We start from the raw sequence: 26,407 nt of genomic DNA, 5'->3' as shown, positions 1-26,407 counted from the left end.
GAAGAGCAATTGGACTTTTTTTAGTGTGTCGCGTGTGTTTGGTAATACTGGACGAGCCGAGGCATCGTTTCTGTTAGGTCCGGACAAATGATTCCAGTATCTCGTAAATCACGTAAGACCTGTGTTGTATCGTATTGAACAGGATGGATGAAATAATCGAGTGTCTGACGTTGCATCTGGAGTCGTTTTGCGACGGTGGGTGTCAACGCCGTACTGATGAGCCGAAATGGTACGATACCACGCGGGTAACGTCCATAATAGGCGACATGTAACATCTCGAAAATCGCGCGTGCGCCATGTGGAAATGGATCCGTCAGATGATATGTCTTATTTTTTCCGACGGGTGCATGACTGAGATAAGCAGTCGCTTCAATGACATAATCATATGGCACGAGATGGACGAGCGCGTTTGCTCGACCAGGATACGGAAGAGGAGCAAAGGATTGCAGGAGACGCATCGCGTTCAAAACGAAATAAACACCATCCCATTTCGGTGTTTCACCTGTTTCAGAATGTCCAACGACGATGCCGGGGCGGATGATTGTATAAGGAATCGTTCCGAGTTCTTTGCGTAAGCGAACTTCAGCAAGGTATTTTGTTTCTTCGTAAGCATTTTTAAAGCGACTTGCCTGTAATTCCTCTTCGAGAATCGTTCCGGAGCGCAGACCGGAGACATACGCTGTACTGAAGTAGATATAGCGTTCTAAAGCACGGCACGTGTGGGCAAACTGTGTCACGTTCGCGGTACCGATGACATTGATCCGAAAGGCAGGTTCATATGCCGTAGCTAAATCGTACAGTGCGGCGAGATGAAAGATATGTGTGACCTCTTGTTGCAGGATCATCCGTGTATCAGACGACAAAGCAAGTTGTTCGAGCGTGATATCGCCTTCGTGCAACGCGAGTTGCTCAGGTCGCAAGGATGTGCGTTCTAAAAGATCATCGCGTCGCTTAACAGCTGCGTTTCGTTCTGACGATAAATGAAGCACATGAAAACAAGCGATTTGATCTGGAATACGTGCGAGTTGTTCAATTAGTTTGGTCGCTAAAAAGCCGGGAAAACCCGTCATGAAATAGGTCCGCATCAATTCCATTCCTTTCTTGGATCGCGTTCGAGAACGACGGTGAACGTCGAACCATCATTGATTTCTGATTCAACTGAAATCGCTCCTCCGTGTGATTCGATGATTTCCTTACAGATGGCAAGACCGAGTCCGGTACCACCAATTTTTCGGATGTCCGAGTTATCGACCCGGTAAAATTTCGTAAAGAGTTTGTCGAATGCATTTTGTGGAATACCGAGTCCGTAATCGGCCACGGAGAACGTCGCTTTCTCTTCGTTTGCCGAGAGACGGACTTGGATGTGATCCGCCTGTGGAGAGTATTTAATAGCATTCGAAAGCAAGTTCAACATGACTTGCTTGATTTTGTGCTCATCCGCAAAAACGAGTACAGGATCTTCCGGCAGTTCCAATTCAATCCGGTGTTCGACGGTTTCCCGATAGGCATCGACGGTCGATGTGAGGAGATCGCGTAATGAGAACGAGGTAAAGATATACTCCTGTTTTCCACCCTCTAGACGCTGAATATCTAAAAACTCATTTAATAGTGTCGTCAGCCGTTTGGTCTCTTCATGAACGATTTCGACATAACGTTTGATTTTATCAGCTGGTTGCTCTCGGTAGCGAAGCAATTCCATATACCCAAGGATCGATGAGAGTGGCGTCCGTAACTCATGCGATACGGTACTGACAAGTTCATCCTTGACTTGATCCATCTTTGCTTCCTCAGTTCGGTCACGGAAAACGAATAAGAAACCATGACGAGAAATACGACTCTTTTCCTTCTTGATCGCCGTCGCATAAAATTCAAAATAAAGTGGACTTGATTCGTTCGGTCGCTGTAACGTAAAACGAAACGATAGTTCAGAATGTTTTCCGGCGAGTAGCTCTTCGACTTGTCGTAACATATCGAATCGGGTATTCAAATCAAGATTCGGGATCAAGCTGATCCGTTCTTGGATCTTACTTGGCGCAATCCCTGGTACATCAAGTAACTTGCGTGCTTTGACGTTCATGAAGATGAAACTTCCATCCTCTTCCGTCAGCAGGAATCCTTCATTAGAGGCTTGAAGAATCGATTGTGTGATGTCACGTTGACGCATGATGGCATTTTTTTCACGTTCAAGCATTTTCTCGATTTTTTTTCGTTCCGTGATATCACGAACGACGGCGACGCGCATGCGAATATTGTTGTAGATGATTTCACGTGGGAAAACTTCGATTTCGACAGAAGTTCCGTCAGCACGTTGACCAAGAACTTCATAGGGCTCTTCTCGATGCTCTTCGATTCGTTGTAAGACACGCGCATGATGATCCGGATGAATCAACTCAAGTGTCGTTTTTCCTTTCATCTTTTCAAGCTTCGTCCGGAAGATGACCTCTGCTGCACGGTTGGCATCGATGATGATGCCATGATCATGAAAAATGACGGCTTCGACGACGGACTCCGAGAAGAGTCGGAAGCGGCGTTCACTTTTCGTCAGGTGCCATTCGATTTGTTTTTGTGTCGTGATGTCCTGAATGAGTAAAAAGTACGTATCATTCGGCAGACGTGTCATATAAAGCCGTCCATGGAACGTCGAACCATCCAGACGATGATAGGTCCATTCATTTTCCGCTTCCCGACCATGGAGTAAGAAGAGTTGTTCATCTGATAAATCTTTTAAGTTCAGTTGTTCAAGATGTTGACGGCGGGTAGCGACTTCCTTTGCGTCATGGAGAATCGTCGGTTTTAGACCGATGATGTCTTCAGCAAGATCGAATCGGAATAAGGTACTGGCTACCTCGTTGTATGCTCGAATCCGAAACTCCGGATCTGTGATGAATAAGGCAGCATCAAGCGTTGAATCGAATAAGTCTTCTATTTTAAGAGAAGCGACATGGACAAGAAAATAGTCCGTCTCTTCAATCGCTGTGACTGTTAACTGATGTGTCGTCAAAATGATGGTTTCCTGTTGGATCGGAAACAAATCATCCGTAATCGAAAAAAGTTCCTGGATCGTTTCTTTATCCGGAGCGGTCATGAACTGGTGTTGAAACGCGTCATTATGAAAGTGAATCTTTCCATCTGCATCGACAAGAAGTACGGGTTCTTTCATAGCACGTAACGTCGAATAGATGATCCGTAGCGATGAAGGAGATGAATGTTCTGCCATGAGCTACCTCCTGACTGGTCTTCGACCGTGGATTTTAAGACAGTCTTTCCTCGTTAGTTTACTTCTGCAAGACGAGCCGCGTTTCCTGTCGAAGGAAGCAACCAACGAAGAATTTTAGTATAGTGAAAAAAAGGTCACGACGAAGTAGAGGGGAAAAGTAGGATGAAACAATTAAAAAGAAAACGATTGTTACTAGCAGCTTTGTTTGCCATGATAGGAATTTTCGGAACTTATTTTTTTTCGAGTTCTTGGGAACCTTTAATCTTAATCATCAGTATAGTAGGGTGTATCCTTTTTCTTCTTTTGTCCGTTTTAACGCCGTCGCTTGAAAAAAGACTCGATCGAATGGAAGGACGAGAATTTGAAGAATGGCTTGCCGATTTATTTGAAACAGCAGGATATCGGGTCGAGTTGACACCTGCCTCACGCGACTTCGGAGCAGATTTGTTGATAGAGGATGAACGAGGGTATAAGATTGCCATCCAGGCGAAGCGATACAGTGCGGCTGTAGGGCTCGAAGCGGTTCAACAGGTCGCTGCCTCGGTTCCATTCTACGAAATGGACGAGGGATGGGTCGTTACGAATTCGACCTTTACAGAAGCCGCGTATCAACTGGCAGAACCGAATCAAGTTCGCCTCATCGATCGGGAAGAATTGCTCGCATTTGCAAAGGAGATGAACCTGCATTGAACTTGTCGAATGATTGTCGACAAAAGGGGGTTGTCAATTTGAAGAAACGGTGCAATAATCATTTTCGTTAACGAAATATCATACAGATAAAGAAAGTTAAACTATACAGGATGTCTAAATAAACTGGGGACGAAAAACCAGCACGTTTTAGCAGTGAGAGGAGAATTTCTGTTGCGCAAAGTTGTCTATGTGCAGGGTTGCGTTTTTTCGCAAGGTCATGCCGCGATTTATGATGAAGCGCACCAAATGATCGGTGCGGTTCAACACGACGAAAGCGGTCGTGTTCAAGTAATGAATGGTGAAGGTAGAGGGGTAGCGTTTGGTAAGTTCATTCCGACATGTAAGAAATGGGTCGTGATGAACCATGATGGACAAGAGGTAGGTCAAATGCGCGAGAAGTTTTCGCTCTTCTCGAAGAAATGTGAGTACAACGTATATGAGCGTGGTACGTTCACGATTTCCTTCGACCTGACAAAAGGAAAATTCTCCGTACGGAGTGCAGCCGGAGAAGTCGTTGCGGAATTATTGCAGGACGGTGATGAATACCGTCTTGTCAAGGATGCTGACAAGCTCTCGATGTACGAACTACTCTCTGTCCTGAAAAGTCTGACGAACAACGTCCACTATAAATCACTGACAGCTGTTTAAATAAAAAAAGATGCCTTCCATGACATGGATGGCATCTTTTTTTCATCATGTCGTTTGCAGGACATGATGGAGGCGTTGTTTGGCTTCGTGTGTCAAATGCGACACACGACGGGCGTAGAGGCAGAGTTGTAAGACATGAACAGTTTCAGGGCGGTAGGCGTTAATCCGCTCGAGCGAGCGTTTGAGACGCTTCTCCGTTAATTCGATCGGTCCACTTGTCTCCGCGTGCTGCGTATAGACGAGATAAAAATTAAGAGGGCTGATTAAATCATCCTCATCGATATTTGGGTTCTGGAAGACGATCGTCAGCAGTTCCCGTGTTTCTTCTAACGAGAAGAGGTGTTTTAAATCATCCAACAGGTAGATGATGGCGGCTTGATTGATCGAGTATTTTTTCCCACGGTGCGGTACGCCGATGATGTCCCGAACTTCACGTTTCGTCCAGTTCTGGATCGTCGTCGCTGACATGTGTTCTCCGATTAGAGCATTTGCCAAATGAACGATTTCATTGATCGATAAACCATTTTTTAATGGATCGAATTGTTTCAGGCGATTGATGACCTTTGGCAATTCCGTTCCTTCTATTGCGACGAGGGGTTCGATTCCTTTCCCCTCGTTCAGGCGTTGCAGACAACTTGATAATGTTTGGACTGCTTGAGCATCATACATTTCCAAAACTTCCTCTCTAGGACGTCATTTGACCTTATGTTATCAAATGAAGGTTCAATAGGGCAAATGGCAACTAAAACAACGTACAATAATAGGAAAGGGGGAATCACGATGGAATGGTTTGCTGCCATTGGCACGATTGGAATCGTTGGCTTCATTCTCGTCATTCTTGAATTCGTTGGACGCCGTTTCGGTTTTTCTCCCGAGACGGTTCGGAAATGGATTCATGTCGCTGTCGGTCACTGGGTATTTCTTGCGCTGCTATGGCTTGATCACTGGTACATCGCGATCGTACCATTACTTTTCTTTGCTCTCGTCAATCTGTTGACATTACGAAAAGGAATTGGACAGATGCATGGCGTCGACCGTCCTTCTTATGGAACGGTCTATTATCCGCTCGCATTGGCAGGACTCGTCCTATTCTTCTTCGAACGACAACCGATGGCACTCGTTGCGGGAAGCATGGTGCTCGCTTGGGGAGATGGTCTCGCGGCACTCGTCGGAAAACGCTTCGGGAAGACGTTTTACGTCCGCGGTGAGACGAAACGTTCCTTTGAAGGAAGTATCGCTTTGTTTTTAGCGTCATTCCTTGTTTTGACTGTAACGTTCTTATTTTATGGACAACCGATTTGGCTCGCTGTCAGTTACGGCTTCTTGCTTGCAAACATCGCAGCCTTAATCGAAGCAATCTCATATCGCGATCTCGACAACTTAATCTTGCCATGGACGATCGCGGCACTCGTTGCGTTTGCTTTTTGACTTTCAGTCGCGTAACAACAATTGTTTGAAATAGAGAAAACGTAGTCGAATATAGTCTGGGTACGCACGCCATCCTGCATGACGGATGGTCATATCTCGACACATATCACGGAAAACATAGCGATAGATTTTTTCTTCGGAATCGTCATAAACAGCTGCGTACAAGCCGTGCTCGAGCATATTGGAAATGCGTTCGTCGAGTTTAGCGTAGAGTGTATCGTCGCTGTCTTCGCTCAATGTAGCATGTAGCATCTCGTATTGAATACCTTGATTAGCAGAAGCAGTCGCATGAAAGACAGCCGTTTTATCGAGATGAGATATCCCGATGATTAACGCATAGAGTGTTTCCAACATATCGATCGAATGACCGTCTAGTTGTTGGATGGAATCAATAGCCATCAGCGTATCGATTCCAGATGCGCCAACTTTCTTTAAATATGTAAACGCATGGACGGCTGATTCTCCATAAAATTGTCGATGATTGTAATGGACGGCAAGAGAACGATGTCCTGCCGGTTCTTCCGGGAAACGTGTGATGGCTGAAAGGAAAAACTGTTCTGCTTCGTGCATATATCCTTCCTCTTCACTGATGATACCGAGAAGAATGTATCCTTGCACATGCTCGCCGATTTGCTGGTGCGTCTCTTCAATAAGTCGACGCGCTTGAGTGAGTTCGTTCTTAAAATAAAGGGAATGGGCTGTAGCAATGTTGAGCAATGGATGGGATGGAACAAGAACACGTAAGCGCTCGGTTGCGGCAATACGTACGTTCTCTTCTGTATCAGATGTCAGTGCTTCGAGTAACGCAACTTCAGCGACATGGCTCTGAAGTTCGTGAGAATGAGCGGTTACGGTTTGTGTCATGTAATGAAATCCCCTCTATTAGTTCAAAATCATATATTTTCATTTTCATCATATGACAAGCCGAGTGGTGCCTCAAGAAATAATGAAGAGATTCGTCCGCAATTTCTTCTTTTCATAAAAAATAGCCGATCATTCCTAGAAAAGGAAGCATCGGCTATTTTTACTTTCGAAATTATGCGTGTAAGTGAAGTACATCTTCAACGGATTTGTACGTGTATCCGAGATCGCGTGCGACCGCTTCATACGTGACGAAGCCTTGCGCGACATTCAATCCTTTTTCGAGAGCATCGTTTTCAGCAAGCGCACGATGTGTGCCTTTATTCGCGAGTTCAAGGACATACGGAAGCGTTGCGTTCGTCAATGCCAGGGTAGACGTACGTGGAACGGCACCCGGCATGTTCGCGACCGCGTAATGAACGACACCGAATTTTTCGTACGTTGGATCATCATGCGTCGAGATGCGGTCAACCGTCTCAAAGATTCCACCTTGGTCGATGGCAACGTCAACGATGACAGCACCTGGCTTCATCCGTTTGACCATGTCGGCAGTGACGAGCTTCGGTGCTTTTGCACCTGGAATCAAGACAGCACCGATGACGAGATCACTTTCAGCGACCGCTTCAGCAATCGTGTACGGGTTTGAGATCAATGTATTGATCGAGTTACCAAAGATATCATCTAACTGGCGAAGGCGTTCTGGACTAACATCAATGATCGTAACATCTGCACCAAGACCGACAGCGAGTTTCGCAGCATTTGTTCCGACGACACCGCCACCGATGACTGTTACTTTTCCACGACGAACCCCAGGGACACCTGCAAGCAGGATGCCCATACCACCGTGTGGTTTTTCCAAGAACTGTGCACCGATTTGTGATGCCATACGACCGGCGACTTCACTCATTGGTGTTAATAATGGAAGTGTGCGGTTCTTCTCGACTGTCTCATAAGCGATTGCTGTGATGTTCGAATCAACGAGTGCACGTGTCAGTTCTGGCTCAGCAGCTAGATGGAGATACGTGAATAATGTCAGGTCTGGACGGAAATATTGGTACTCTGAAGCGATTGGCTCTTTGACTTTTAAAGCCAGTTCGGCTGTTGCCCAGACTTCAGCAGCAGTCGCGATGATTTCAGCACCAGCTTTGACGTACTCCTCGTTCGTGAAGCCACTCCCCATGCCTGCCATCGATTCAATGATGACACGATGTCCTTGTGCATGTAACGCTGCTACCCCGGCAGGTGTTAATGCAACACGGTTTTCGTTGTTTTTGATTTCCTTTAATACTCCAATGATCATGTGAACGCGATCCCCTTTCGCAAATAAACAAATCAATTTCTCTTCTTCTTCATTATACGAGAGATGAAAGCGCTCTACTTTATCGGCGTTTTCAAAAATAACCGATATCCTTTGTGTAAAATCACAAAGGATATCGGTCTGCTTTTAGGTACAAATAAAGTAAGGAACGTTCGGGTAGTGATTCCATCCGGATACCAGCTTCCTCCTCGATCCGTCGCATCCGATATAGGATCGTATTCGGATGAACATGGAGATGGGAAGCGACTTGCTTGACGTTCCCATCATAATGAAGAAACCATTCTAGCGTCTCACATAAAGAGGAGGCATGTTTCACATCGTAAGCACGCAATCGCTCGATTTCTTCGAGACGAACCGTTCGTCGTCGCAAACGTTCTGAAAAAATTGGCAAGAGCTGAAACAAGCCGAGACGTTCGTAACGCGTCACGTTCTTCAGTTCGAATGGAAAGGCATCTTTCAAACGTAAGACGATACCCGCCTCTTCGTAACGCTCCGGAAGCGCTTGGACGCCCGTGAAGACTTCACTACTTGCCGCAACGAAATCCGTATAATCAAACCGCTCCGCGAGCAATTGACGGAAGGACTGAATGAAGGCGTCAAACTGTAGACGCTCTTGTTCTGCGTCGCGGTCGTTTGTGCTGATCCACAAGATAAAATCTGTTTCATCATATGCGTAAAGTAATGGACGAACCGTCTGTTGGATCGTCAATAAATAGCGCAGACGATCCGCAAGTCGTGGTGTGATTGCTTCTGAAAAACGGATGACCGTCAAACGACTAATGCCAGGGGGTGCGACATGGAGCTTAGAAAACATCTTCAGGATCTCCGACTCGGATAGTTCTTCATGTAATAACTCAAAGAAGAATTGTTCCGTCTGCTCTTCCTTCCGTTTTTTCTGCATGTCGATCGCTAGTAATTGACGTTGAGCAAGCAGAGCTCCTTTCTTTAAATCTGCTAGTTCTGATGGAGTGAACGGGGTACTGCGAGCAATCGACCAAATGTAGCCGAGAATTTCTGAATCTTGTTTGATGGCAATGGCGACGCGGTCATTCAGTCCAACATCCGTGCGCGCAGAAATGATGAGCGGATCGTCTTGAGTAGCGAGACTCTGGATGACTTCGTCTTTCCAGAGTTGGTCGATGACCGATTCCGGTACCCGGCGACCAATGATCGTTGCGACACGAGCAGGGTCCGTGTCAGCAGTATGCGTACTATAGGCAAGGAGACGGTGATTACGATCTTCAATCGTAATCGGCGCATTTAAGGCGATACCGATCGCTTCCGCTAAATCGTCTAACGAATGGTATGAAGCTTCTAACATGGAGGAATCCCTTCTTTCTCTCTCGTTCAGTATCTTTAGTATAGCTTCTGTTGTGTAAAATCACAAAAAGTATTCTTTCGTATTGTATGAAAACACAACTCCATGCTACGGTAAGCCTCGGAAAAAAGAGAGAGGATGAAATGGCATGGATGTGTTACGTCTGATATCTGCTTGGGTCTGGGGAATTCCAAGCATGGTGTTGTTAGTAGGAACGGGAGTGTACTTTACGATTCGTTTACGTGGTCTTCAGTTTCGTCGCTTGAAACAAGCGTTTCAATTGTCTGTTCAAAAATCAGGACAGGGTGAAGGGGAAATTAGTAGCTTTCAGATGTTAATGACGTCTCTTGCAGCGACGATCGGGAACGGAAACATCGCGGGAATCGCGGTCGCCTTGACGATGGGCGGATCGGGTGCAGTCTTTTGGATGTGGATCATCGGTTTGATCGGAATGGCGACGAAATATGCGGAAAGTCTTCTTGCGATTCTTTTTAGAAGTCGAAATGAACGCGGCGAAGCTGTCAGTGGACCGATGTATTATATCGAAAAGGGACTAGGTGCAAAATTTAAATTCCTCGCCATCTTGTTTGCGGCATTTGGTTTGATTGCATCATTTGGTGTCGGGAACACCGTGCAAGCGAATGCGATGGCAACGGTGCTTGAGCAATCGTTTCATGTACCGCTTCTACTCTTCGGCATTCTGCTCGCGCTGGCGGTCTATGTATCGATTCGTGGTGGACTTGAACGCGTCAGTGCGATCTCGACGATCTTTGTTCCGATCATGAGCTTACTTTATATCGGTGCCGCTTGTATCCTTTTAATATTGAAGGCGGATCAGATTCTACCAGCCTTTGGTTTAATCTTTGAGTACGCCCTCCAGCCGCTTGCGCCTGCAGGAGCCTTCACCGGTGTATCGATCATGATGGCGATGCAAGTCGGTGTAGCACGTGGTATTTTCACGAACGAAGCAGGACTTGGGACAGCAGCATTGATTGCCGGATCTGCGAAAAGTGAGCGTCCGGTCGAACAAGGATTGATTTCGATGACGAGTACCTTCATCGTGACCTTGATCGTTTGTACGATGACGGCACTCGTCCTTCTGACGACAGGCTTTTGGGATCCGTCAGGCGGACTACATTCAGGTATGACGCATGATGCGAATCTTTCCGGGGCAGCACTGACAGCAACCGCCTTTGCGAGCGTCCTTGGATCATTTGGAGAATGGACTGTCGCATTCTCCGTCTTCTTCTTCGGTTATTCGACGATCATCGGTTGGTATGTCTATGGAGAGAAGTGCTTGGAGTACTTGAGCGGTACGACACGTTTCAACGAAGGATACCGTGTATTCTTTGCACTCGCAGCCTGTTATGGTGCCGTCGCGCAATTAGAACCGTTGTGGCTCGTCGCAGATATCGCAAATGGATTGATGATGATTCCGAACTTGATCGGGATGCTGTTCTTGTCGCACTTGGTCATTGAACAAACGAGGAATTACGAACGGGCGGGTCATAAACGAGTCGCTTAAACGAATAAAAGCCGTGATGCCTTTAAACAGGCACCACGGCTTTTATGATGAGACGATTCATCCATTCGTCCGACGACGACTGTAGATGAGGAGTGTCAGTAAGAAAATCAAACTCAGCGCAACGAGGACAGAGAGTGAAGCGACGTTCCAGCCGATGACCTCGAGTAAAACACTGATCGCAACCGTCAAATAGAAGATACCGAGGTACTTTTTGACGAATGGGCTTTCGAAGTGCGTCAATTGCTTCGCGCCAATCGGTGCTCCGAGCAAGGCACCGACGATCAGCATGATTCCGACCAGGATATCGATGTTCGTACTTGCGACCGTGTAATTGACAAGTCCCGATAGGACAATCAGCAACGCGGAAGCAATACTCGTTCCGACCGCACGTTTCAACTCATAGCCAACGATCCCGACGAGTAACGGGGTGATGATGAAGCCACCGCTGACACCAAGTAATGAAGAAATGAATCCGGCGAACAAACCAGTGAAGGCAAGAGCGAGATATCGATTTTTCCACCCCGTCTGTTCACCCATTGTTGATTTCGGACGTAAGAATTTATTCGCGAAGTAGAGTAAGAGACCGATATAAACGATTGAGATGACGAGATGAGCACCATTGACTGCCTCTAGACGAAGAACGAGTGGTGTCGCGATCGTCGAACCGATGATTCCGACGCCACCGACGACGAGACTATCGCGCCAGACGACATTTTTAAGACGTAAGTGAGAGATCGTTCCTGAAACGGTAGATCCAAGTGTCAGCATAAGACTCGTCGCGATCGCGACACTCGGAGCATATCCTAAAATGAGTAACAGGGGCGTCAAGATGATACCGCCACCGATTCCGAAAAATCCGGAAATGATTCCAATGAAAAATCCGAGGATTAAGAAATAATAAAAAGCGAGATCCATGTACAGTCTTCCTTTCCTTTTCTTCTCTATTATTCACTTAGTATGGCAATGAATGAGAAGAATGTAAAAGGGGACGGCTCCTTCAAGGGGGTTGAAGGAGCCGTTAAGGGGAAATTATTCTTTTGACGCGGCGACTTCCGTTGCTGCATCGATACCGGTATTGGCCTTGACTAAGATACGTTCGAAGTTACCGGCAACCTCGTTCGATTTCGTCAACAATGTCCCGACGATAGCTCCGAGGAAACCAAGCGGGATGGAGACGATTCCTGGATTCGTCAGCGGGAAGAGGGCTTCCCCGACGAACAAGGCTGAACCGTCGACTGCCCAAAGGTTTGGACTGAGTGCGACGAGAATCAGTGAAGAGAATAACCCGACGACCATACCTGTGACAGCTCCGCCAGTATTGAAACGGCGCCAGAAGATCGTCAAGAGAATGACTGGCAAGTTGGCACTTGCCGCGACAGCGAAGGCAAGCGATACGAGGAACGCGACGTTCATCGATTGTGCGAACAATGCCAGTACCATCGAAATCAAGGCGACAGCGATGGAAGCAAGTCGTGCTGCCGTCATCTGTTCTTTTTCAGTTGCTTGCCCTTTGCGTAGAATATGACTATAAAAATCATGAGCAAAGGCAGACGCAGCGGATAAGACGAGTCCTGCAACAACAGCGAGGATTGTCGCAAAAGCGACCGCAGCGACGAAGGCAAAGAGTAAATCGCCACCAAGTGCTTTAGCGAGAAGTGGCGCAGCCATGTTACCAGCAGCATTAGCAGCGATGATATCTTCAGAACCAACGAAAGCAGCAGCACCAAAGCCGAGGAAAATCGTCAAGATATAAAAGACACCAATGATCCATGTCGCGTACACGACGGATTTACGAGCTGTCGGAGCATCCTTAACAGTAAAGAAACGAATTAAGATATGTGGTAATCCAGCTGTTCCAAGAACGAGCGCGAGATTGAGCGAAATCGTATCGAGTGGTAACTTAAATTTGTTTCCAGGATTCAAGAATGAATCCCCGAGCGGCGTGGCTTGTTTCACTTCTGAAAACATCTTGAAGATCGAGAAATCGAACTTCGCGAAGACCATGAACGAGATGACGGCTGTTCCTGCCATCAAGAGAATCGCTTTGATGATTTGAACCCACGAAGTCGCAGTCATACCACCGAAGACGACGTAGACCGTCATTAAGATACCGACGATGATGACACTCGTCGTATAAGGAATTCCTAACAACAATTCAATCAAGGCACCTGCACCGACGAGTTGCGCGATCATGTAAAAAATCGAGATCGCGATCGAGTTCATGGCAGCGACTCCACGAACTTTTGAGGCGTTAAAACGAGCGGCAATCATATCAGCCATCGTGTATTTTCCGAGGTTCCGAAGTGGTTCGGCAACGAGGTACAAGACAACAAGATAAGCAACGAGGAAGCCGATCGAGTAAAAGAATCCGTCGAATCCGGCTAAAGCGATCATCCCGGCAATTCCGAGGAACGAGGCGGCTGACATGTAGTCGCCGGCAATCGCCATCCCGTTTTGTGCACCAGTGAGTCCGCCGTCCGCTGTATAAAAGTCGTTAGCTGTTTTTGTTTTACGGGCAGCAAAGTATGTAATGACGAGCGTCAAACCGACGATCGCTGCGAATAGGGCAACGGCAGTATAATTCATTTCGACTCCTCCTTGATCTGTTCGACGAGTCGATCAAAGGCACGTGCTTTTTTGCTATACATCATGCAGAACGTCCACGTCATGATGAACTGGGCAAATGCGAATACCCAAGCTCCTGTAATATCACCGAATACTGGCTCATTCAAAATCGTGAAGTAACTTGTCAAAATCGGAAGCGCAAAATAAAAAATAAGGCAAAAACTAATAGCTGGAAGAATGAAGCCGTTCTTTTGGCGCATCAATTGTTGAAAGGTAGCACTCTCGACGATTGCTGGAGCAGATTGAGTCGCTTCATTTTTTTGAACTTCGGACACTTGATGCATGAGGACGCCTCCTTTAAGGAATGAATGTAAATTCATTATAAGGATGTCGTTTCTGGAAAAGCTATCCTAATTTTTAAGAAGAAAAAATCATTATTATATTAATATTGGTCATACCAATTTAATGTAAGCGTTTTCAATATTGAACATTGTTTGAACGTTATTTTTATATATTAATCACTTTATAAAATGATTCAAAAGACCTAGTCCCTAGAAAAATGAGAACAGCTTAAAAAGCCTGTCTATGGAATCATAGACAGGCTTGAGTCATTTTTCAGATGGACGTTCGATCTTATCTTCGATTTCTCGTAAATGATCCGCACGTTTTGAAAGGGCACGACGCTTCAACCATTCTTCCGTCCCGCGACTAACTCCCCAGATGGCGAGTAAAATCAAAAATAGAAGGACGAGACGCATCGGACGTTCGAGGAACGTGGACCATTCCTTTCCGATTAGCGAGAAGATGATGACGACGATCAGACGCCCGGCACCAGCAGCGATCAAATACGTCCGCAGCGATAGTTGAATCATGGCAGAAATGGACGTGATGATGAACGCAGGCATGAATGGAAGCGAAAAAAAGAATCCGAGTGAGATGGGACTCATGTGACGAACACGTTCAATCCACTGTTGCGCGGCATGGTGTTTTTCAAGCCAACGCGTGACCGGACGACGAAATAGATATCGAATACAAGCGAAGACGACGAGTGATCCAAGCATGCTCCCGACCCATGATACGAGAACACCCATACCAAAACCATAAGTTGCCGCATTCGCGGAAATGATCAGGACGAGTGGTAGGAAAGGAAATAGAGACTCAAGAAACGGGGCAATCAAACCGGTGGCAGCTCCTCCAGGTAAGTCTTGGAGAAAGAAAATCATCTGCTCGATCCAGTTACGAAGTGTATGGAGCATTCGGAATCCTCCTTGCGAGATGTACTACTGTGTTTTATTTTACCTCTTTCTGATTCAGAAAGGGAATGAAATTCCTTGAAAGGGATTCAGGAATTGTAGATTGTACATTCGAAAGGGAGTTGGTATTATACTTAAATGGGTGCGTTTTGCAGGCGTTCCCAGCTAGTCAATAGCTAGACGCTTCGTTTGCCAACGTTCGTTTTACTGCAAAAAACTGACATGGGGGCTAATGAGGAATATGAAACCTTATCGCGTACTATTATTTTATAAGTATGTTCCAATTGAAAATGCGGAACAGCTAACGAAAGAGCATCTTGCTTACTGTAAAGAGCTCGGTATCAAAGGTCGGATTTTGATTGCACCAGAAGGAATCAACGGCACACTCTCTGGAACGGTCGAACAAACGGAACAATACATGAAGGACTTGACGGCGGATCCACGATTCGCTGACATCGAATTCAAAATTGATGAAGTTGAAGAGCATGCCTTCAAAAAGACGTTCGTCCGTTACAAAAAAGAACTCGTCACATGGCGTTTTGAGGACGAATTCAACGTACCAGAAGAACACGCTGCGTATCTTGAACCAGCAGAGTGGAAAGAAATGATGAAACAAGATGACGTCGTCATTCTCGATGTACGCAACAACTACGAATACGACCTCGGACACTTCAAGAATGCCGTAAAAGTCGATGTCGATGCTTCACGGGAATTCCCTGAATGGCTAGACGAGAACGAGCATTTGTTTGAAGGGAAAAAGGTTCTCACATACTGTACGGGTGGCGTTCGTTGTGAGAAATTCACGGCGTACTTCCGTAAACGGCAACAGAGTGATGATATCTTCCACCTGAAAGGCGGAGTCGTCATGTATGGAAAAGATGAACAGACACAAGGAGAAGACTGGGAAGGTGAACTATACGTCTTTGATGAGCGTGTACAAGTTCCTGTCAATACCGTCAATCCGTCTGTCGTCTCAGAATGTTACTACTGCGGAAAACCGGAGACGCGCTATGTTAATTGTGCAAACCCGGAATGTAATCGACAGCACTTCTGCTGTGAAGAATGCGAACCAAAAGTCATGCGTTCGTGTTCCGATGAATGCCGGGAGCATCCGCGCAACCGTTATGAAAAAGAGCAACAAGAAGAATTAGTATAAGGCACGCGTAAAAAGCCGGATGATTTCTTTAATAGAAACCGTCCGGCTTTTTTTGTGTATTCAAGAGGACGGGAACAAGTAACGTAAAATATCTGGCAAACGTTTGGCCCAGGCCGTTTCATGATGGATTGCTTCCGGAATGATCGTATAGCGACTTTGAGTGAGTTTCTGTTCAACCGCTCGCGCTAAGACATCATTCGTGTGTAAATAATCCGTCTCGGTCATCGGACCACTCACTTCTTTTGTGCCGACGTCCATATAACAGCGATGCGTTGCAGACAGAGACGGGCTTCGCTCTATGAATTCAAGGAGTGAGGAGAAGTTTGCCCATCCGGCAGTCGATAAGGCAGCGACGCGCGTGATGACTTCCGGATACGCGAATAATCCATATAGCGAGATGACGCCACCCATCGAACTGCCGATCATTGTCGTATCATCAGGGCGTGTCGCATAGTTGGCATCAATGTATGGTTTTAACTCGCGGATGATCCAGTCCATATAGACCTTACCGTTGCCACCAATTGACGTCCGATGCGAAGGATAGGCGCTCCGCATCAATAAGGCTTCGTCACTCCAAGGAGCATAGTCATCGTACCGATCCATTCTATCTTCTGGACTGTCAATCGCGACGACCATTGCCGGAATCTGTGTCTGTTGTAGTGCAAGATGAATCTCCCAGCCTTTTCCGAACGAGGCGGTTTCTCCACTAAAGACGTTTTGTCCATCATGCATATAAATTACTGGTAATGCTTCAGAAGGATCCAAATGGGGCGGACGATGAATTCGAATCGTCCGGTGGGCTTGTGATGTCGGTAGCGTCATTTCAATTTCCGTAATCGACAATAGAGTCACGACCTTTCAAAGGTTTGCATAATGCGCGGTACAATTGCGTCCGTTGTGTTTTCCGCCGACATAGAGTGCATGGTCGGCTTGACGTAACGATTCTTCGAACGTCCGTTGATATCTTTCATCCACTGTATCAATTCCGAGGCTGACGGTTAAGGACAGTCGGTGACCATCGACGAGGAAGGGACGATCCATGACCGCATGGCGGACCGTCTCGGCAATCTGAATAGCAGCCTCTTGACTACCATTTCGCAACAGAAGCACGAATTCCTCCCCACCATAACGAGCAGCAAAGACATCATCATGTTGCAATTGGATCGCCTGGATACGTCGGCCGAGTTCACGAAGGACGAGATCACCTACTTTATGACCGTACGTATCATTGACACGTTTGAAATGATCGATATCGAACAGAATTACGGAGAGCGGGTAGGAGTCAGCGGCAAATTCCTGCCGACCGTGTTCATAAAAAGCACGGCTATTCGGTAATTCGGTCAAAGCATCGGTCCGACTTTCCGTATAGAGTTGGACCGTTTCACGTGAGCGTTCTAAGACGCGACAAAAGGTACGAAGCAAACGAGATAATTCGTCAGCATTTGTCACATCATAGGCGTCTGCGACTTGATGGAACAGGATGATCGAAACATCGACCTCTCCGCTCGTAATCGAAGGAATCGCTAGCATCGAGTGACGATCGACAGGCAATCCGATTTGAATATCGTTTCCCCAGTCGCAACGCAGACCATAGATGATTGGGGTATGCAAATCGTCAGCTGACAAGGAATGAAACAGTGGTAACACGTCGATTGGTTGTTTCGTCCGAATGTTATAGATGACTTGTTTCCGCTGTTGTTGAATTGAGATCCAACCTTCAGAAAACGGCAACAGATGTGGTAAATCGAGGAGTAACGAATCGATCGTCTCGCGCTCGAAGCGGGAAATCAACAAGTGTTCCTTCGCATCATCAAATCGTTTGGCATTATCGTTTGCTTCAAGGGAGTCACCACGTTCTTGCAACAGACGTTTGAACAAGAAGAGAATCAAGGCGGATACTGTAGCCGCGACGAGCGGACTTTCATCGTAGAACCAGATTCCAAGTAGAGCACTTAACATGCTGATTCCATAAACGAGGGACTGCAACTTCACGAGACGTCGCCAATCGTATTTCAAGTAGAGGAAGCGATTGACGAACAGACATTGGAAGTAAGAGACAAGGAAGACAGTGATCAAAAAGCCGATGAAGGGAAGCAGGGCTTTCGTATACGTAAAGTTTGAGCCGGTCGGTCCACCGAGCGCTTCATACGCAAATACCGGAAGCGAGATGTAGACTAAATCAAACAAGGCGTTGATCGGGTAGAGATAGGCGAAACGTTTCCAGCGAATCGCTTTTCGGTGAGACATGAATTGAAAGACGAGAATACCGACTTGGCTTAAAATCAAAGCGTACGTCAAACCGTAATTGAGGAATAAAAATAAGATGATTCCTTCTTGGAATGTATAATAAATGCCGCCACGACGGACATTATCGAACTGAAACAGGAGAACGAGCCCAAACAAATAAAGAGTATTGACGATGGAGATGGAAGGATGGAAGGTAGGTGGATGAACGATGCCAATCACTAATAACGTCAAGGCGACGAGACTGAAAACGATCCAGCTCGTCCGGGCTACCTGTTGGTAGTGGCGCATGAAACATCCCTCCCCCTGAGAAGTATCTTTTATTCCTATACCCGAATTGTGGAAATTTTGATAAGCCATTTACCAAAAAAATAAGGTTGAGAGAAAAGAAAGAATTGCGTATAATGTGAAAGATATCGAATACAGTCGATGATGAAGAGAGTAACGGTTGATTTTCGTCAACTAGCGAATCAGGGAATGGTGGAAGCCTGAGGACGAACCGGTCGTGAAGCGCACTTCTGAGACGCTACCCGATTCCTGAAGGAAAAGGCGTAGCCGGGGGAACCCCGTTATCCCCGAACAAGGTGGGTGTCAAAAATGACACCAAGAAGAGTGGTACCGCGGTCATTCCGTCTCTTTGCGCGTGGCGCAAGGGGCGTTTTTTATTGCCAAAAATCAGTGAAGCAGGAGGAAATAAAGATGAGTTATAAAACGCAATACGCAGAAGTATTACATCAAGTCATGGAAGGTGCCTTATCGGTTGAACAAATCGAACAACTGATCGAGCAACCGAAACATGAAGATCATGGAGATCTGGCATTCCCATGTTTCATGCTCGCGAAAGCATTCCGTAAAGCACCGAACATGATTGCTTCGGAGCTCGCAGAAAAAATTGATGCGCCGTTGTTCTCAAACGTTCAAGCTGTTGGTCCTTACATTAACGTCTTCTTGAACCGGGAAGTCGTCTCGCAAGAAATCGTCAACCAAGTCCTGACGGAGCAAGAGGCGTTCGGATCAAGTGAAGCGAATGGAAAAACGATCGTCACTGATTTTTCATCACCAAACATCGCGAAACCTTTCTCGATGGGTCACTTACGTTCAACAGTAATCGGAAATGCGCTCAACCAAATCTCACGTAAAAAAGGGTACGACGTCGTCGGTGTCAACCACTTAGGGGACTGGGGAACACAGTTCGGGAAATTGATGGTGGCTTACACGATGTGGGGTGAGGAAGAAGCGGTCCGTGCAGAACCAATCAAGGAATTGTTGAAATTATACGTCCGGTTCCACGAAGAAGCGGAAACAAATCCGACGCTTGAGGACGAAGGACGTCTCTGGTTCAAAAAACTCGAACAAGGTGATGAGCAGGCAACGACGCTTTGGACGTGGTTCCGTGAAGTCTCACTTGTCGAGTTCAACCGTGTCTATGAGATGCTCGGAGTTAAATTCGATAGCTTGAACGGAGAAGCTTTCTACAACGATAAGATGCAACACGTCATCGATTTGCTCGAAGAAAAAGATCTCCTCGTCGAATCAGAAGGGGCAATGGTCGTTGACCTCGAAGCAGAGGGTATGCCACCTGCCTTGATTAAAAAGAAAGATGGCGCAACGCTTTATGCGACACGTGACTTAGCAGCTGCTGTCTATCGTCTCGAAACGTACCGCTTTGAGCAAGCGTTCTACGTCGTCGGTGGGGAACAAGCGCTTCACTTCAAGCAATTGTTCGCAGTCTTGAAGAAACTTGGATTTGAGAACGTCGACGGAATGCACCATGTGCCGTTCGGTCTGATCATGAAGGACGGAAAGAAAATGTCGACGCGTAAAGGTCGGATCGTCTTACTTGAAGAAGTACTACAAGAAGCGATCGACGTCGCGAAGCAAAACATCGCGGAAAAAAATCCGAACTTAGCGAATGCCGAAGCAACAGCTCGTCAAGTAGGTGTCGGCGCCGTCATCTTCCACGACTTGAAGAACGAACGGATGAACAACATCGAGTTCGATCTTGAGCAGATGTTGAAATTCGAAGGCGAAACAGGACCGTATGTCCAGTACACGAATGCCCGTGCGCACTCGTTGCTCCGTAAAGGTGGCTATGATGGCACACCATTCGCTGGTAGTGCCGATGATCATGCATGGGGTGTCGTCTCGATGCTAAACCAATTCTCGACGGTCATCGATCGCGCGTTTACACGTCGCGAGCCGTCAATCATCAGCCGTTACGTCTTAGATCTTGCACAAAGCTTCAATAAATACTACGGACACGTCCGTGTTCTCGAAGATGACGCAGCAAAACAATCGCGTCTTGCACTCGTCAAGTCCGTCACGATCGTCTTGACAGAAGGTCTTCGTTTACTTGGTGTCGGCGCTCCGGAAGAAATGTAAGACCAATCCACGAATAAGAAGAGGTAGATTATGAAGACTGAGACGAAAGACCGATTACAGCAAGCTGCTTCACAGATGAAGCAGGAGCCTTTGGCAGAAACCGTCGCCTTCATGGCTGATTTTCACGGGAAAGTCGCTGCTTGGTTACCGGGAGAGTCTGTCGATTTCGTTCACGATTTCGTGACGGCGCCGGAAGCTGATTTGATTGCTCCGATTGAAGGAGACGCGTTGCGCACGAAAGACAATTTTGAATTCTTCATGCGTAAGAAACAGACACGAAAAAAACTCGGCGAACTGTTGACGCTTTGGAAGTCGGCACGCACGACAGAGACGTTGAGTCAAATCGATGCGATCGGATTAAAAAAATGGCTCGCTCGTAATGAATTCCGTTCGGAAGATAAACCATGGGATTATTTGAACCGTCTGCATGTTCTTCTGTTCCTTGATTTGATGACGACGATCATCGATGATCATCGATTGACGAGTTTGCATGAGCAACTTGTCGGTACAACACCAGTTCCGACGAGCTTCGTTCGTCGTCAAGGGGATGTCCGTCAAGTCATCGAAGCATTCGCGGAAGAGACGAACTTCACACAAGTGGATATCGTCAAGGCATCGCTTGTCCGTTATCTCTGATCAATAAGATGCATGAACAAAAGCCGTCGAGCCCTGTGCCCGACGGCTTTTGTCGTATCCTCTTACTTCGCCTGATAGAATACGATCGATTGTTGCACTGAATCGTAAAGACACCATTCTCGTTCGAACACGACAGGACCTAGATTGATGGCATATCGTCCTCCATTAATGGATAAAGATTGATACAATGGGCTCGACAGAGCAATACCATTTCGAAACAAACCTCTGATATGACTATGACCAAAAAAGAGTACTGGTTCACGTTGCTGTGACAGATCAGGCAAAAAATCACGGGACCAATTCAATTGATCTCCATGAATCAACAATGCACCCTCGATGTGTTGTTTTCGAGGGCAGTCGCGTAACGCATCGATGACAGGAGATAGTTGCGGTGGAACGAGCGACAGGATGCGCTCTTCTTGATTACCCAGTAACGTCTTAAAATCAATTAGGTTTAAAAAATCATCATCAAGCGTCACGACGAGGGAGAGCGATTCGAAAGAATAGCGCTTCGCTCGCTTTTTACCGACATGGCATTCATGAACATCACCGAGACAAAACAAATGCGCATCGGGAGCGAGCTGTCGTATGTCAGCTAGGACAGCCGCTGTGTCAGCTACTGAACTGTGAAGATCCGCAAAAAGGGCATAACGCATGATCGACCACTCCTTTGTTAAGGAGATACCCGAAAATGCGTTATGCCTATCTTTTGAATATGAGCGTTCAGATCAATCGATTAACGGAAGTTAATGAATTGAACATCGACTGATAATGGAAGCTCACGAACGATCTGCATGACTTGTTGTAAGTCGTCACGTGATTTACCTGTGACGCGGATTTGGTCATCTTGGATCTGTGTCTTCACTTTTAATTTTGATTCCTTGACGGCATTGTTGATCTTTTTCGCGTCGTCACGGTCGATTCCACTTTTCAGGATGACACGTTGTCGGACCGTATTCCCGGCAGCCTGCTCGACTTTTTCATACTGCAGGTTTTTGGTTGGGACTTCGCGCTTGATCAATTTTGCTGTTAAGACATCTTTGACTTGATCGAGTTTGAAATCGTCATCTGAGATTAGAATTAAATCCTCTTTTTCGAGCTTCATGTCGCTCTTTGAACCTTTGAAGTCGAAGCGGTTCGTGATTTCCTTCAGTGCGATTTGGACCGCGTTCTTGACTTCCTCGATGTTGATTTGTGACACGATATCAAATGAATTATCTTTTGCTGCCATTTCAATCTCCCCTTTCATTCCACTCTCTATTTTAGAGAGGAATACCGGAAGCGTCCACTGCTTTGAAATTTTGTTATAATAAAAACCATGAAATGAAAGGGGTGCTTGGCTTTGAAACAAACAGCAGACATGTTGACGCTCACACCGCAAGAACTGGATGAGCGATTTGCCTATAGTGGAAATGATTTAGGAGCGACCTTCTCAGAGACAGCGATTCACGTGCGCTTGTGGGCGCCGACAGCAGAACGTGTCGTGATTCGTCTCTACAAGACACTACGCGCACGAAAAGTCGAAGAGGTCGAGATGGTGGCAGACGAACGGGGAACGTACGTCGTTGAACTCGATCGAGCGACATATGAAGGTTATTTCTATACGTTTCAAGCGAGCATCAACGGACAAAAGGTCGAGGCGGTCGATCCGTATGCGAAAGCCGTCGGAACGAACGGAAAGCGCGGCGCATTAATTGACCCGACCAGTGTGACACCAGAACGATGGATTGAAGAACGTCCATTGTTCCATTCTTCGCAAGACGCAGTTGTCTATGAATTACACGTACGCGATGCAACGAGTCATCCGGCCAGTGGTGTCGTTGCACGTGGTACGTTCGCTGGACTGACGGAAGCAGGGACACGGACACCAAATGGTGGATTGACAGGGCTTGATTATTTGGCAGACCTCGGTGTGACACATGTCCAGTTACTACCGATCTATGATTTTGGCTCGGTCAATGAGACAGCGCCGAACGACCCGGATAACTATAACTGGGGTTATGATCCGGTGAACTACTTTGCGCCGGAAGGTTCGTACTCCTCGAATCCGGATGATCCACGAACGCGGATCCTTGAATTAAAACAATTGGTGCAGGCGTTACATGATCGCGGGATCCGTGTCATCATGGACGTCGTCTTCAATCATACGTATGATGCGGCGACGGTTCCGCTTGGTCAGTTCGTTCCTGGATACTTTTATCGTCAAGAGGCGGATGGGAGTCTCTCAAACGGTAGTTTCTGTGGAAATGATACTGCATCTGAACGTCTGATGATGCGAAAGTTCATTCTTGATTGTGTGACGTACTGGGCGAAGGAATACCATCTCGATGGGTTCCGCTTCGACTTAATGGGACTTCATGATGTTGAGACGATGAATCAAGTGCGCCATGCACTTGACCGGATTGATCCATCGATTCTGATCATCGGTGAAGGCTGGGACCTCGATACGCCACTTGATCCGGAAGAAAAAGCGAACTATTTCAACGCACCGAAGATGCCAGGAATCGCTCATTTCAACAACGGTTTACGGGACGGGGTCAAAGGCGACGTCCAAACGCCAGAAGACCGTGGTTTCATCAGTGGTGCATTTGACCGGACGAGTGAAGTCAAACGGGGAATTGCTGGTAACGTCTCTTCGCAAGGGTTTGCCGATGAGCCGAATCAAGTCGTCTCGTACGTCGAGGCTCATGATGATTTGACGATTTGGGATAAATTGACGGTGTCTCGTCCAGAAGACACGGAAGAGATTCGTCGGAAACGGCAAATGCTTGCGAATGCGATCATTTTGACGGGACAAGGGATTCCTTTCCTCCATGCCGGACAAGAGTTCTTCCGGACGAAAGACGGTATTCGTGACAGCTTCAATGCCGGAGAGGTCGTGAATCGCCTCGACTATGAACGGGCAGAAACAGAGCGTCCAGCAGTCGAGTACGTCAAAGGATTGATTGCCCTTCGTCGTCAGTATCCGATGTTCCGTCTCGCAAACGCGGCGATGATTAAAAAACATCTTCGTTTCCTTGAAGAAGAGGAAGGTGTCATTGCCTTTGAACTGAAGCGAACATATGAAGGATACGTCGAACGGCAGCGTGTCTATCACAATGCGACGGAAAAAGATATCACGATTGAATTGCCAAATGGTGAATTCGAGGTGTTGGTTGAGTCGGGTGCCGTTAAATTACACGCACCACGGTTGCACGAAGAAAAACAGTTAGTCGTTCCAGCATTGACGACTACGGTCATTGCGGAACGAAAAGCAGATTACAAGAAATACGCGGTAGCAGGTGGTGCAGCACTGACGATCATCGGATTGTTGTACGCAGCGAACAAGCGTCGAAAGAAAACCGATTAAATGGAGAAGGATGAAGCACTAAATGGCTTCGTCCTTCTTTTGTGTGCGGATGACAGTCCGATGTCAGCCTGTCATACAATTGACTTACGAAAATCATTGAAAGATTGTTTGAACATACATCTTTCGGGAACAATTCATATGTAGTATTTTAAATGTTGTTTTGACGTGAAAGGATGTACGTTGTATGTTCGGTTTCGGTGATTTATGGAAATTCTTTTTGTCGTTCTTTTTACTATTGCCTATCGTGACATTGATTCATGAGATGGGACATTACTTTTTTGCCCGATTATTCGGCGGAAACATGGAGATCAATATCGGTTCAGGAAAGTCGTTGCTTCGTGTTGGTCCGATTCGTTTGAATCGCGTCTATTTTTGGGATGGTTGGTGTCAATATGAGGCACTACGTAAGGAGACGAAATTCGCCAACATTCTGGTTTATGCCGGTGGATCGATTGCAAACGTGGCGAGTATCTTAGCCATCAATGGTCTGATTTACGCCGGTGTGTTCGAAGCATCAATCTTTACCTATCAATTCGCGTATTTTTCGTTTTATTTCGTCTTTTTCTCCCTCTTCCCGATCGATCATCCGAACGGTTATCCGAGTGATGGGAAAGCAATCATTAATGTCTTCCGGTATGGTAAATCAGAATATCATCCGCAATCCTAAGGTGAAAAATAAAGCCTCCTTCCACCGTTGGAAAAGAGGCTACTTACTCAAGATTCCGATTCGCTAGACGAATCAGGTTCCGTGTTCGCTTGTTCCTGCTCGAGTTCGACGAGCTTTTGAATCAAGATATGGCGTGGCATATGCATTAGTTGTTCAAGTGGTACGTTCAGACGTTTCGCAAGTTCGACAGCTGTCTCTGCGGATAATTGTAAAGGTTTCATCGTGTTCGTCCTCCTTTTTCCATGAAGTTAGTATAACAGGAGGTGCAAGCCGAGCGCATCAATAGTAGCGAGAAACTGAGAAGGTTGATACCGTATGAAGTAGGAAGTGATGCATATGTATAAACCTGCTGCAGAGCTGTTACTCCATGAATCCGTCTCACTGTTTGATCGCATCGGGGAGGATTTGCTTCTTTTTCGAGATCGCCACGGATTTATGAAATGTGATGCGGATTTAAGACCACTGTGGGAAACAGCATGTGCGTATGTTCCATTCTCCTGGTACATTGAGCCAGGCGGTGGACGATTGTTCATCGTATTTGAAGAGTCAGCTTATTTTGGTTTATTGGATTTAGAGCAAGGGCATTTAAATTACATTAAGCGACCCGCTGCTTTCTCCGAAGCATGGTTCAGTAATTTATTCTTGTGGCAAGATGATGAAATCTTCCTATACACGGCAGAAACGGACGTCGTCTGTGTGAACGTTCAAACAGGGGACTGGCGGTACTCAAACTATGAAGAGGCGCCGCTGTTCGGACGCTTAGTTGAGCGAGGATATGATACACGTTTGACGTTCGAGCGATTCATCGCACCTACGACGATCATCTCCTATGATGATCTACAAGAACGGTATGTGATTTGGGATGCCGCGACGAATCAGGAATCGGTCATTCCTTTTTCGGATTACGCGGAGTATTCACTCGTTGACCACCGGCACCAATTGTTTTCGATCACCGATTCCTCTCGGTTTTACTTGTATGAGAAGAGTCAGCTGAAATATAAGTTCGAGGGATGCTACTCCTCCGTTTTACTCAAAAGTGTGTTACTCGATGAAGAGGCGCGGCGTCTTGCGATCGTGTCGACATCGACTACATTCGGCAACACATGGGTTCAAATTTTTCAAAAGACGTAATGAAACATCCTTTTCGCTT

25 protein-coding genes and 1 other annotated feature are annotated in these 26,407 nt (G+C 46.5%); of the genes, 10 read left to right on the top strand and 15 right to left on the bottom strand.

Annotation, left to right across the window (positions count from 1 at the left end; genetic code table 11):
• Positions 1-20 precede the first annotated feature (20 nt).
• A complete protein-coding gene (locus tag B3S86_RS13065; protein WP_056059841.1) occupies positions 21-1,085 on the bottom strand; it encodes an SDR family oxidoreductase in 1,065 nt (354 codons plus the stop codon).
• Positions 1,085-3,217, bottom strand: coding sequence for a PAS domain-containing sensor histidine kinase (locus B3S86_RS13060; protein ID WP_290753498.1), 2,133 nt, complete (start codon positions 3,215-3,217; stop codon positions 1,085-1,087). The genes B3S86_RS13065 and B3S86_RS13060 overlap by 1 nt, the downstream gene beginning before the upstream one ends.
• Before the next feature lie 345 nt (positions 3,218-3,562).
• Here B3S86_RS13060 and B3S86_RS13055 point away from each other — a divergent pair, with 345 nt between their 5' ends.
• A complete protein-coding gene (locus tag B3S86_RS13055) occupies positions 3,563-3,907 on the top strand; it encodes a restriction endonuclease (protein ID WP_231496919.1) in 345 nt (114 codons plus the stop codon).
• Between the two features lie 171 nt (positions 3,908-4,078).
• Complete coding sequence (locus tag B3S86_RS13050) at positions 4,079-4,555, top strand: hypothetical protein (protein WP_056059846.1); 477 nt, start codon at positions 4,079-4,081, stop codon at positions 4,553-4,555.
• 45 nt (positions 4,556-4,600) lie between these two features.
• Here the strand turns inward: B3S86_RS13050 and B3S86_RS13045 are convergent, their stop codons facing one another.
• Complete coding sequence (locus tag B3S86_RS13045; RefSeq protein ID WP_035412080.1) at positions 4,601-5,224, bottom strand: DUF1836 domain-containing protein; 624 nt, start codon at positions 5,222-5,224, stop codon at positions 4,601-4,603.
• 111 nt (positions 5,225-5,335) lie between these two features.
• On the opposite strand from B3S86_RS13045, the gene B3S86_RS13040 reads away from it, so the two are divergent.
• Positions 5,336-5,983 (top strand): diacylglycerol/polyprenol kinase family protein, encoded by a 648-nt coding sequence (locus B3S86_RS13040; RefSeq protein ID WP_035412085.1) that lies wholly within the window; start codon positions 5,336-5,338, stop codon positions 5,981-5,983.
• A 3-nt stretch (positions 5,984-5,986) separates the two neighbouring features.
• Here B3S86_RS13040 and B3S86_RS13035 read toward each other — a convergent pair whose 3' ends face one another.
• The 3 genes from B3S86_RS13035 to B3S86_RS13025 form a co-directional block, all read right to left on the bottom strand.
• The gene (locus tag B3S86_RS13035) at positions 5,987-6,847 is read right to left on the bottom strand and encodes a tetratricopeptide repeat protein (protein ID WP_290753492.1); all 861 of its coding nucleotides are present in this window, start codon (positions 6,845-6,847) and stop codon (positions 5,987-5,989) included.
• A gap of 172 nt (positions 6,848-7,019) precedes the next feature.
• Entirely contained in the window at positions 7,020-8,144 is a 1,125-nt protein-coding gene (gene ald / locus B3S86_RS13030; protein ID WP_029342897.1) for an alanine dehydrogenase, read from the bottom strand.
• Between the two features lie 121 nt (positions 8,145-8,265).
• Entirely contained in the window at positions 8,266-9,483 is a 1,218-nt protein-coding gene (locus B3S86_RS13025; protein WP_290753489.1) for a PucR family transcriptional regulator, read from the bottom strand.
• Positions 9,484-9,628: 145 nt separating this feature from the next.
• Between B3S86_RS13025 and B3S86_RS13020 the strand changes: the two genes are divergently transcribed.
• Positions 9,629-11,005 (top strand): alanine/glycine:cation symporter family protein, encoded by a 1,377-nt coding sequence (locus tag B3S86_RS13020; RefSeq protein ID WP_290753487.1) that lies wholly within the window; start codon positions 9,629-9,631, stop codon positions 11,003-11,005.
• 57 nt (positions 11,006-11,062) lie between these two features.
• Here B3S86_RS13020 and B3S86_RS13015 read toward each other — a convergent pair whose 3' ends face one another.
• The 4 genes from B3S86_RS13015 to B3S86_RS13000 form a co-directional block, all read right to left on the bottom strand.
• Positions 11,063-11,920, bottom strand: coding sequence for a sulfite exporter TauE/SafE family protein (locus B3S86_RS13015; protein ID WP_290753485.1), 858 nt, complete (start codon positions 11,918-11,920; stop codon positions 11,063-11,065).
• Positions 11,921-12,034: 114 nt separating this feature from the next.
• Positions 12,035-13,591, bottom strand: a complete 1,557-nt coding sequence (locus B3S86_RS13010) for a solute symporter family protein (protein ID WP_035412105.1) — start codon at positions 13,589-13,591, stop codon at positions 12,035-12,037.
• Positions 13,588-13,914, bottom strand: coding sequence for a DUF485 domain-containing protein (locus tag B3S86_RS13005; RefSeq protein WP_056059859.1), 327 nt, complete (start codon positions 13,912-13,914; stop codon positions 13,588-13,590). Before B3S86_RS13005 ends, B3S86_RS13010 begins: the two co-directional genes overlap by 4 nt.
• Positions 13,915-14,178: 264 nt before the next feature.
• Complete coding sequence (locus tag B3S86_RS13000) at positions 14,179-14,826, bottom strand: TVP38/TMEM64 family protein (protein ID WP_290753481.1); 648 nt, start codon at positions 14,824-14,826, stop codon at positions 14,179-14,181.
• A 238-nt stretch (positions 14,827-15,064) separates the two neighbouring features.
• On the opposite strand from B3S86_RS13000, the gene B3S86_RS12995 reads away from it, so the two are divergent.
• Entirely contained in the window at positions 15,065-15,979 is a 915-nt protein-coding gene (locus B3S86_RS12995) for a rhodanese-related sulfurtransferase (protein ID WP_290753479.1), read from the top strand.
• Between the two features lie 60 nt (positions 15,980-16,039).
• Here B3S86_RS12995 and B3S86_RS12990 read toward each other — a convergent pair whose 3' ends face one another.
• Both B3S86_RS12990 and B3S86_RS12985 read right to left on the bottom strand, forming a co-directional pair.
• A complete protein-coding gene (locus B3S86_RS12990) occupies positions 16,040-16,822 on the bottom strand; it encodes an alpha/beta hydrolase (RefSeq protein WP_290753477.1) in 783 nt (260 codons plus the stop codon).
• A 15-nt stretch (positions 16,823-16,837) separates the two neighbouring features.
• Positions 16,838-18,514 carry a GGDEF domain-containing protein gene (locus B3S86_RS12985; protein WP_290753474.1) on the bottom strand — a complete coding sequence of 559 codons (1,677 nt, stop codon included), beginning with the start codon at positions 18,512-18,514 and terminating at the stop codon, positions 16,838-16,840.
• 129 nt (positions 18,515-18,643) lie between these two features.
• Positions 18,644-18,863, top strand: a binding site (T-box leader).
• Positions 18,864-18,922: 59 nt separating this feature from the next.
• Between B3S86_RS12985 and argS the strand changes: the two genes are divergently transcribed.
• On the top strand, positions 18,923-20,605 hold the full coding sequence (argS, locus tag B3S86_RS12980) for an arginine--tRNA ligase (protein ID WP_290753471.1): 1,683 nt from the start codon (positions 18,923-18,925) through the stop codon (positions 20,603-20,605).
• 30 nt (positions 20,606-20,635) lie between these two features.
• Entirely contained in the window at positions 20,636-21,241 is a 606-nt protein-coding gene (locus tag B3S86_RS12975) for a hypothetical protein (protein WP_035412119.1), read from the top strand.
• Between the two features lie 62 nt (positions 21,242-21,303).
• On the opposite strand, the gene B3S86_RS12970 is transcribed toward B3S86_RS12975, so the two are convergent.
• Together B3S86_RS12970 and B3S86_RS12965 are read right to left on the bottom strand one after the other, a co-directional pair.
• The gene (locus tag B3S86_RS12970; RefSeq protein WP_290753467.1) at positions 21,304-21,897 is read right to left on the bottom strand and encodes a metallophosphoesterase family protein; all 594 of its coding nucleotides are present in this window, start codon (positions 21,895-21,897) and stop codon (positions 21,304-21,306) included.
• Positions 21,898-21,977: 80 nt separating this feature from the next.
• On the bottom strand, positions 21,978-22,472 hold the full coding sequence (locus B3S86_RS12965; RefSeq protein WP_023469671.1) for a YajQ family cyclic di-GMP-binding protein: 495 nt from the start codon (positions 22,470-22,472) through the stop codon (positions 21,978-21,980).
• A gap of 111 nt (positions 22,473-22,583) precedes the next feature.
• On the opposite strand from B3S86_RS12965, the gene pulA reads away from it, so the two are divergent.
• On the top strand, positions 22,584-24,590 hold the full coding sequence (gene pulA, locus B3S86_RS12960) for a type I pullulanase (RefSeq protein WP_235513987.1): 2,007 nt from the start codon (positions 22,584-22,586) through the stop codon (positions 24,588-24,590).
• A 184-nt stretch (positions 24,591-24,774) separates the two neighbouring features.
• Positions 24,775-25,257 carry a site-2 protease family protein gene (locus B3S86_RS12955; protein ID WP_056059874.1) on the top strand — a complete coding sequence of 161 codons (483 nt, stop codon included), beginning with the start codon at positions 24,775-24,777 and terminating at the stop codon, positions 25,255-25,257.
• 47 nt (positions 25,258-25,304) lie between these two features.
• Here the strand turns inward: B3S86_RS12955 and B3S86_RS12950 are convergent, their stop codons facing one another.
• Positions 25,305-25,478 (bottom strand): YycC family protein, encoded by a 174-nt coding sequence (locus B3S86_RS12950; protein ID WP_069201452.1) that lies wholly within the window; start codon positions 25,476-25,478, stop codon positions 25,305-25,307.
• A 115-nt stretch (positions 25,479-25,593) separates the two neighbouring features.
• On the opposite strand from B3S86_RS12950, the gene B3S86_RS12945 reads away from it, so the two are divergent.
• A complete protein-coding gene (locus B3S86_RS12945) occupies positions 25,594-26,388 on the top strand; it encodes a hypothetical protein (protein WP_290753456.1) in 795 nt (264 codons plus the stop codon).
• Positions 26,389-26,407 lie beyond the last annotated feature (19 nt).

This window comes from Exiguobacterium sp. UBA3968, from assembly GCF_002385115.1.
Taxonomy (GTDB): domain Bacteria; phylum Bacillota; class Bacilli; order Exiguobacteriales; family Exiguobacteriaceae; genus Exiguobacterium_A.
Note: the sequence above shows the minus strand (reverse complement) of the source record. Positions and strands in the feature narration are given on the sequence as shown.

Excerpts from the sequence above, each read along its gene's own strand:
- B3S86_RS13065 (WP_056059841.1), bottom strand. The coding sequence starts at position 1,085 with ATGCGGACCTATTTCATGACGGGTTTTCCCGGCTTTTTAGCGACCAAA.
- B3S86_RS13060 (WP_290753498.1), bottom strand. The coding sequence starts at position 3,217 with ATGGCAGAACATTCATCTCCTTCATCGCTACGGATCATCTATTCGACG.
- B3S86_RS13055 (WP_231496919.1), top strand. The coding sequence starts at position 3,563 with ATGGAAGGACGAGAATTTGAAGAATGGCTTGCCGATTTATTTGAAACA.
- B3S86_RS13045 (WP_035412080.1), bottom strand. The coding sequence starts at position 5,224 with ATGTATGATGCTCAAGCAGTCCAAACATTATCAAGTTGTCTGCAACGC.
- B3S86_RS13040 (WP_035412085.1), top strand. The coding sequence starts at position 5,336 with ATGGAATGGTTTGCTGCCATTGGCACGATTGGAATCGTTGGCTTCATT.
- B3S86_RS13035 (WP_290753492.1), bottom strand. The coding sequence starts at position 6,847 with ATGACACAAACCGTAACCGCTCATTCTCACGAACTTCAGAGCCATGTC.
- ald (WP_029342897.1), bottom strand. The coding sequence starts at position 8,144 with ATGATCATTGGAGTATTAAAGGAAATCAAAAACAACGAAAACCGTGTT.
- B3S86_RS13025 (WP_290753489.1), bottom strand. The coding sequence starts at position 9,483 with ATGTTAGAAGCTTCATACCATTCGTTAGACGATTTAGCGGAAGCGATC.
- B3S86_RS13020 (WP_290753487.1), top strand. The coding sequence starts at position 9,629 with ATGGATGTGTTACGTCTGATATCTGCTTGGGTCTGGGGAATTCCAAGC.
- B3S86_RS13015 (WP_290753485.1), bottom strand. The coding sequence starts at position 11,920 with ATGGATCTCGCTTTTTATTATTTCTTAATCCTCGGATTTTTCATTGGA.
- B3S86_RS13010 (WP_035412105.1), bottom strand. The coding sequence starts at position 13,591 with ATGAATTATACTGCCGTTGCCCTATTCGCAGCGATCGTCGGTTTGACG.
- B3S86_RS13005 (WP_056059859.1), bottom strand. The coding sequence starts at position 13,914 with ATGCATCAAGTGTCCGAAGTTCAAAAAAATGAAGCGACTCAATCTGCT.
- B3S86_RS13000 (WP_290753481.1), bottom strand. The coding sequence starts at position 14,826 with ATGCTCCATACACTTCGTAACTGGATCGAGCAGATGATTTTCTTTCTC.
- B3S86_RS12995 (WP_290753479.1), top strand. The coding sequence starts at position 15,065 with ATGAAACCTTATCGCGTACTATTATTTTATAAGTATGTTCCAATTGAA.
- B3S86_RS12985 (WP_290753474.1), bottom strand. The coding sequence starts at position 18,514 with ATGCGCCACTACCAACAGGTAGCCCGGACGAGCTGGATCGTTTTCAGT.
- argS (WP_290753471.1), top strand. The coding sequence starts at position 18,923 with ATGAGTTATAAAACGCAATACGCAGAAGTATTACATCAAGTCATGGAA.
- B3S86_RS12975 (WP_035412119.1), top strand. The coding sequence starts at position 20,636 with ATGAAGACTGAGACGAAAGACCGATTACAGCAAGCTGCTTCACAGATG.
- B3S86_RS12970 (WP_290753467.1), bottom strand. The coding sequence starts at position 21,897 with ATGCGTTATGCCCTTTTTGCGGATCTTCACAGTTCAGTAGCTGACACA.
- B3S86_RS12965 (WP_023469671.1), bottom strand. The coding sequence starts at position 22,472 with ATGGCAGCAAAAGATAATTCATTTGATATCGTGTCACAAATCAACATC.
- B3S86_RS12955 (WP_056059874.1), top strand. The coding sequence starts at position 24,775 with ATGTTCGGTTTCGGTGATTTATGGAAATTCTTTTTGTCGTTCTTTTTA.
- B3S86_RS12950 (WP_069201452.1), bottom strand. The coding sequence starts at position 25,478 with ATGAAACCTTTACAATTATCCGCAGAGACAGCTGTCGAACTTGCGAAA.
- B3S86_RS12945 (WP_290753456.1), top strand. The coding sequence starts at position 25,594 with ATGTATAAACCTGCTGCAGAGCTGTTACTCCATGAATCCGTCTCACTG.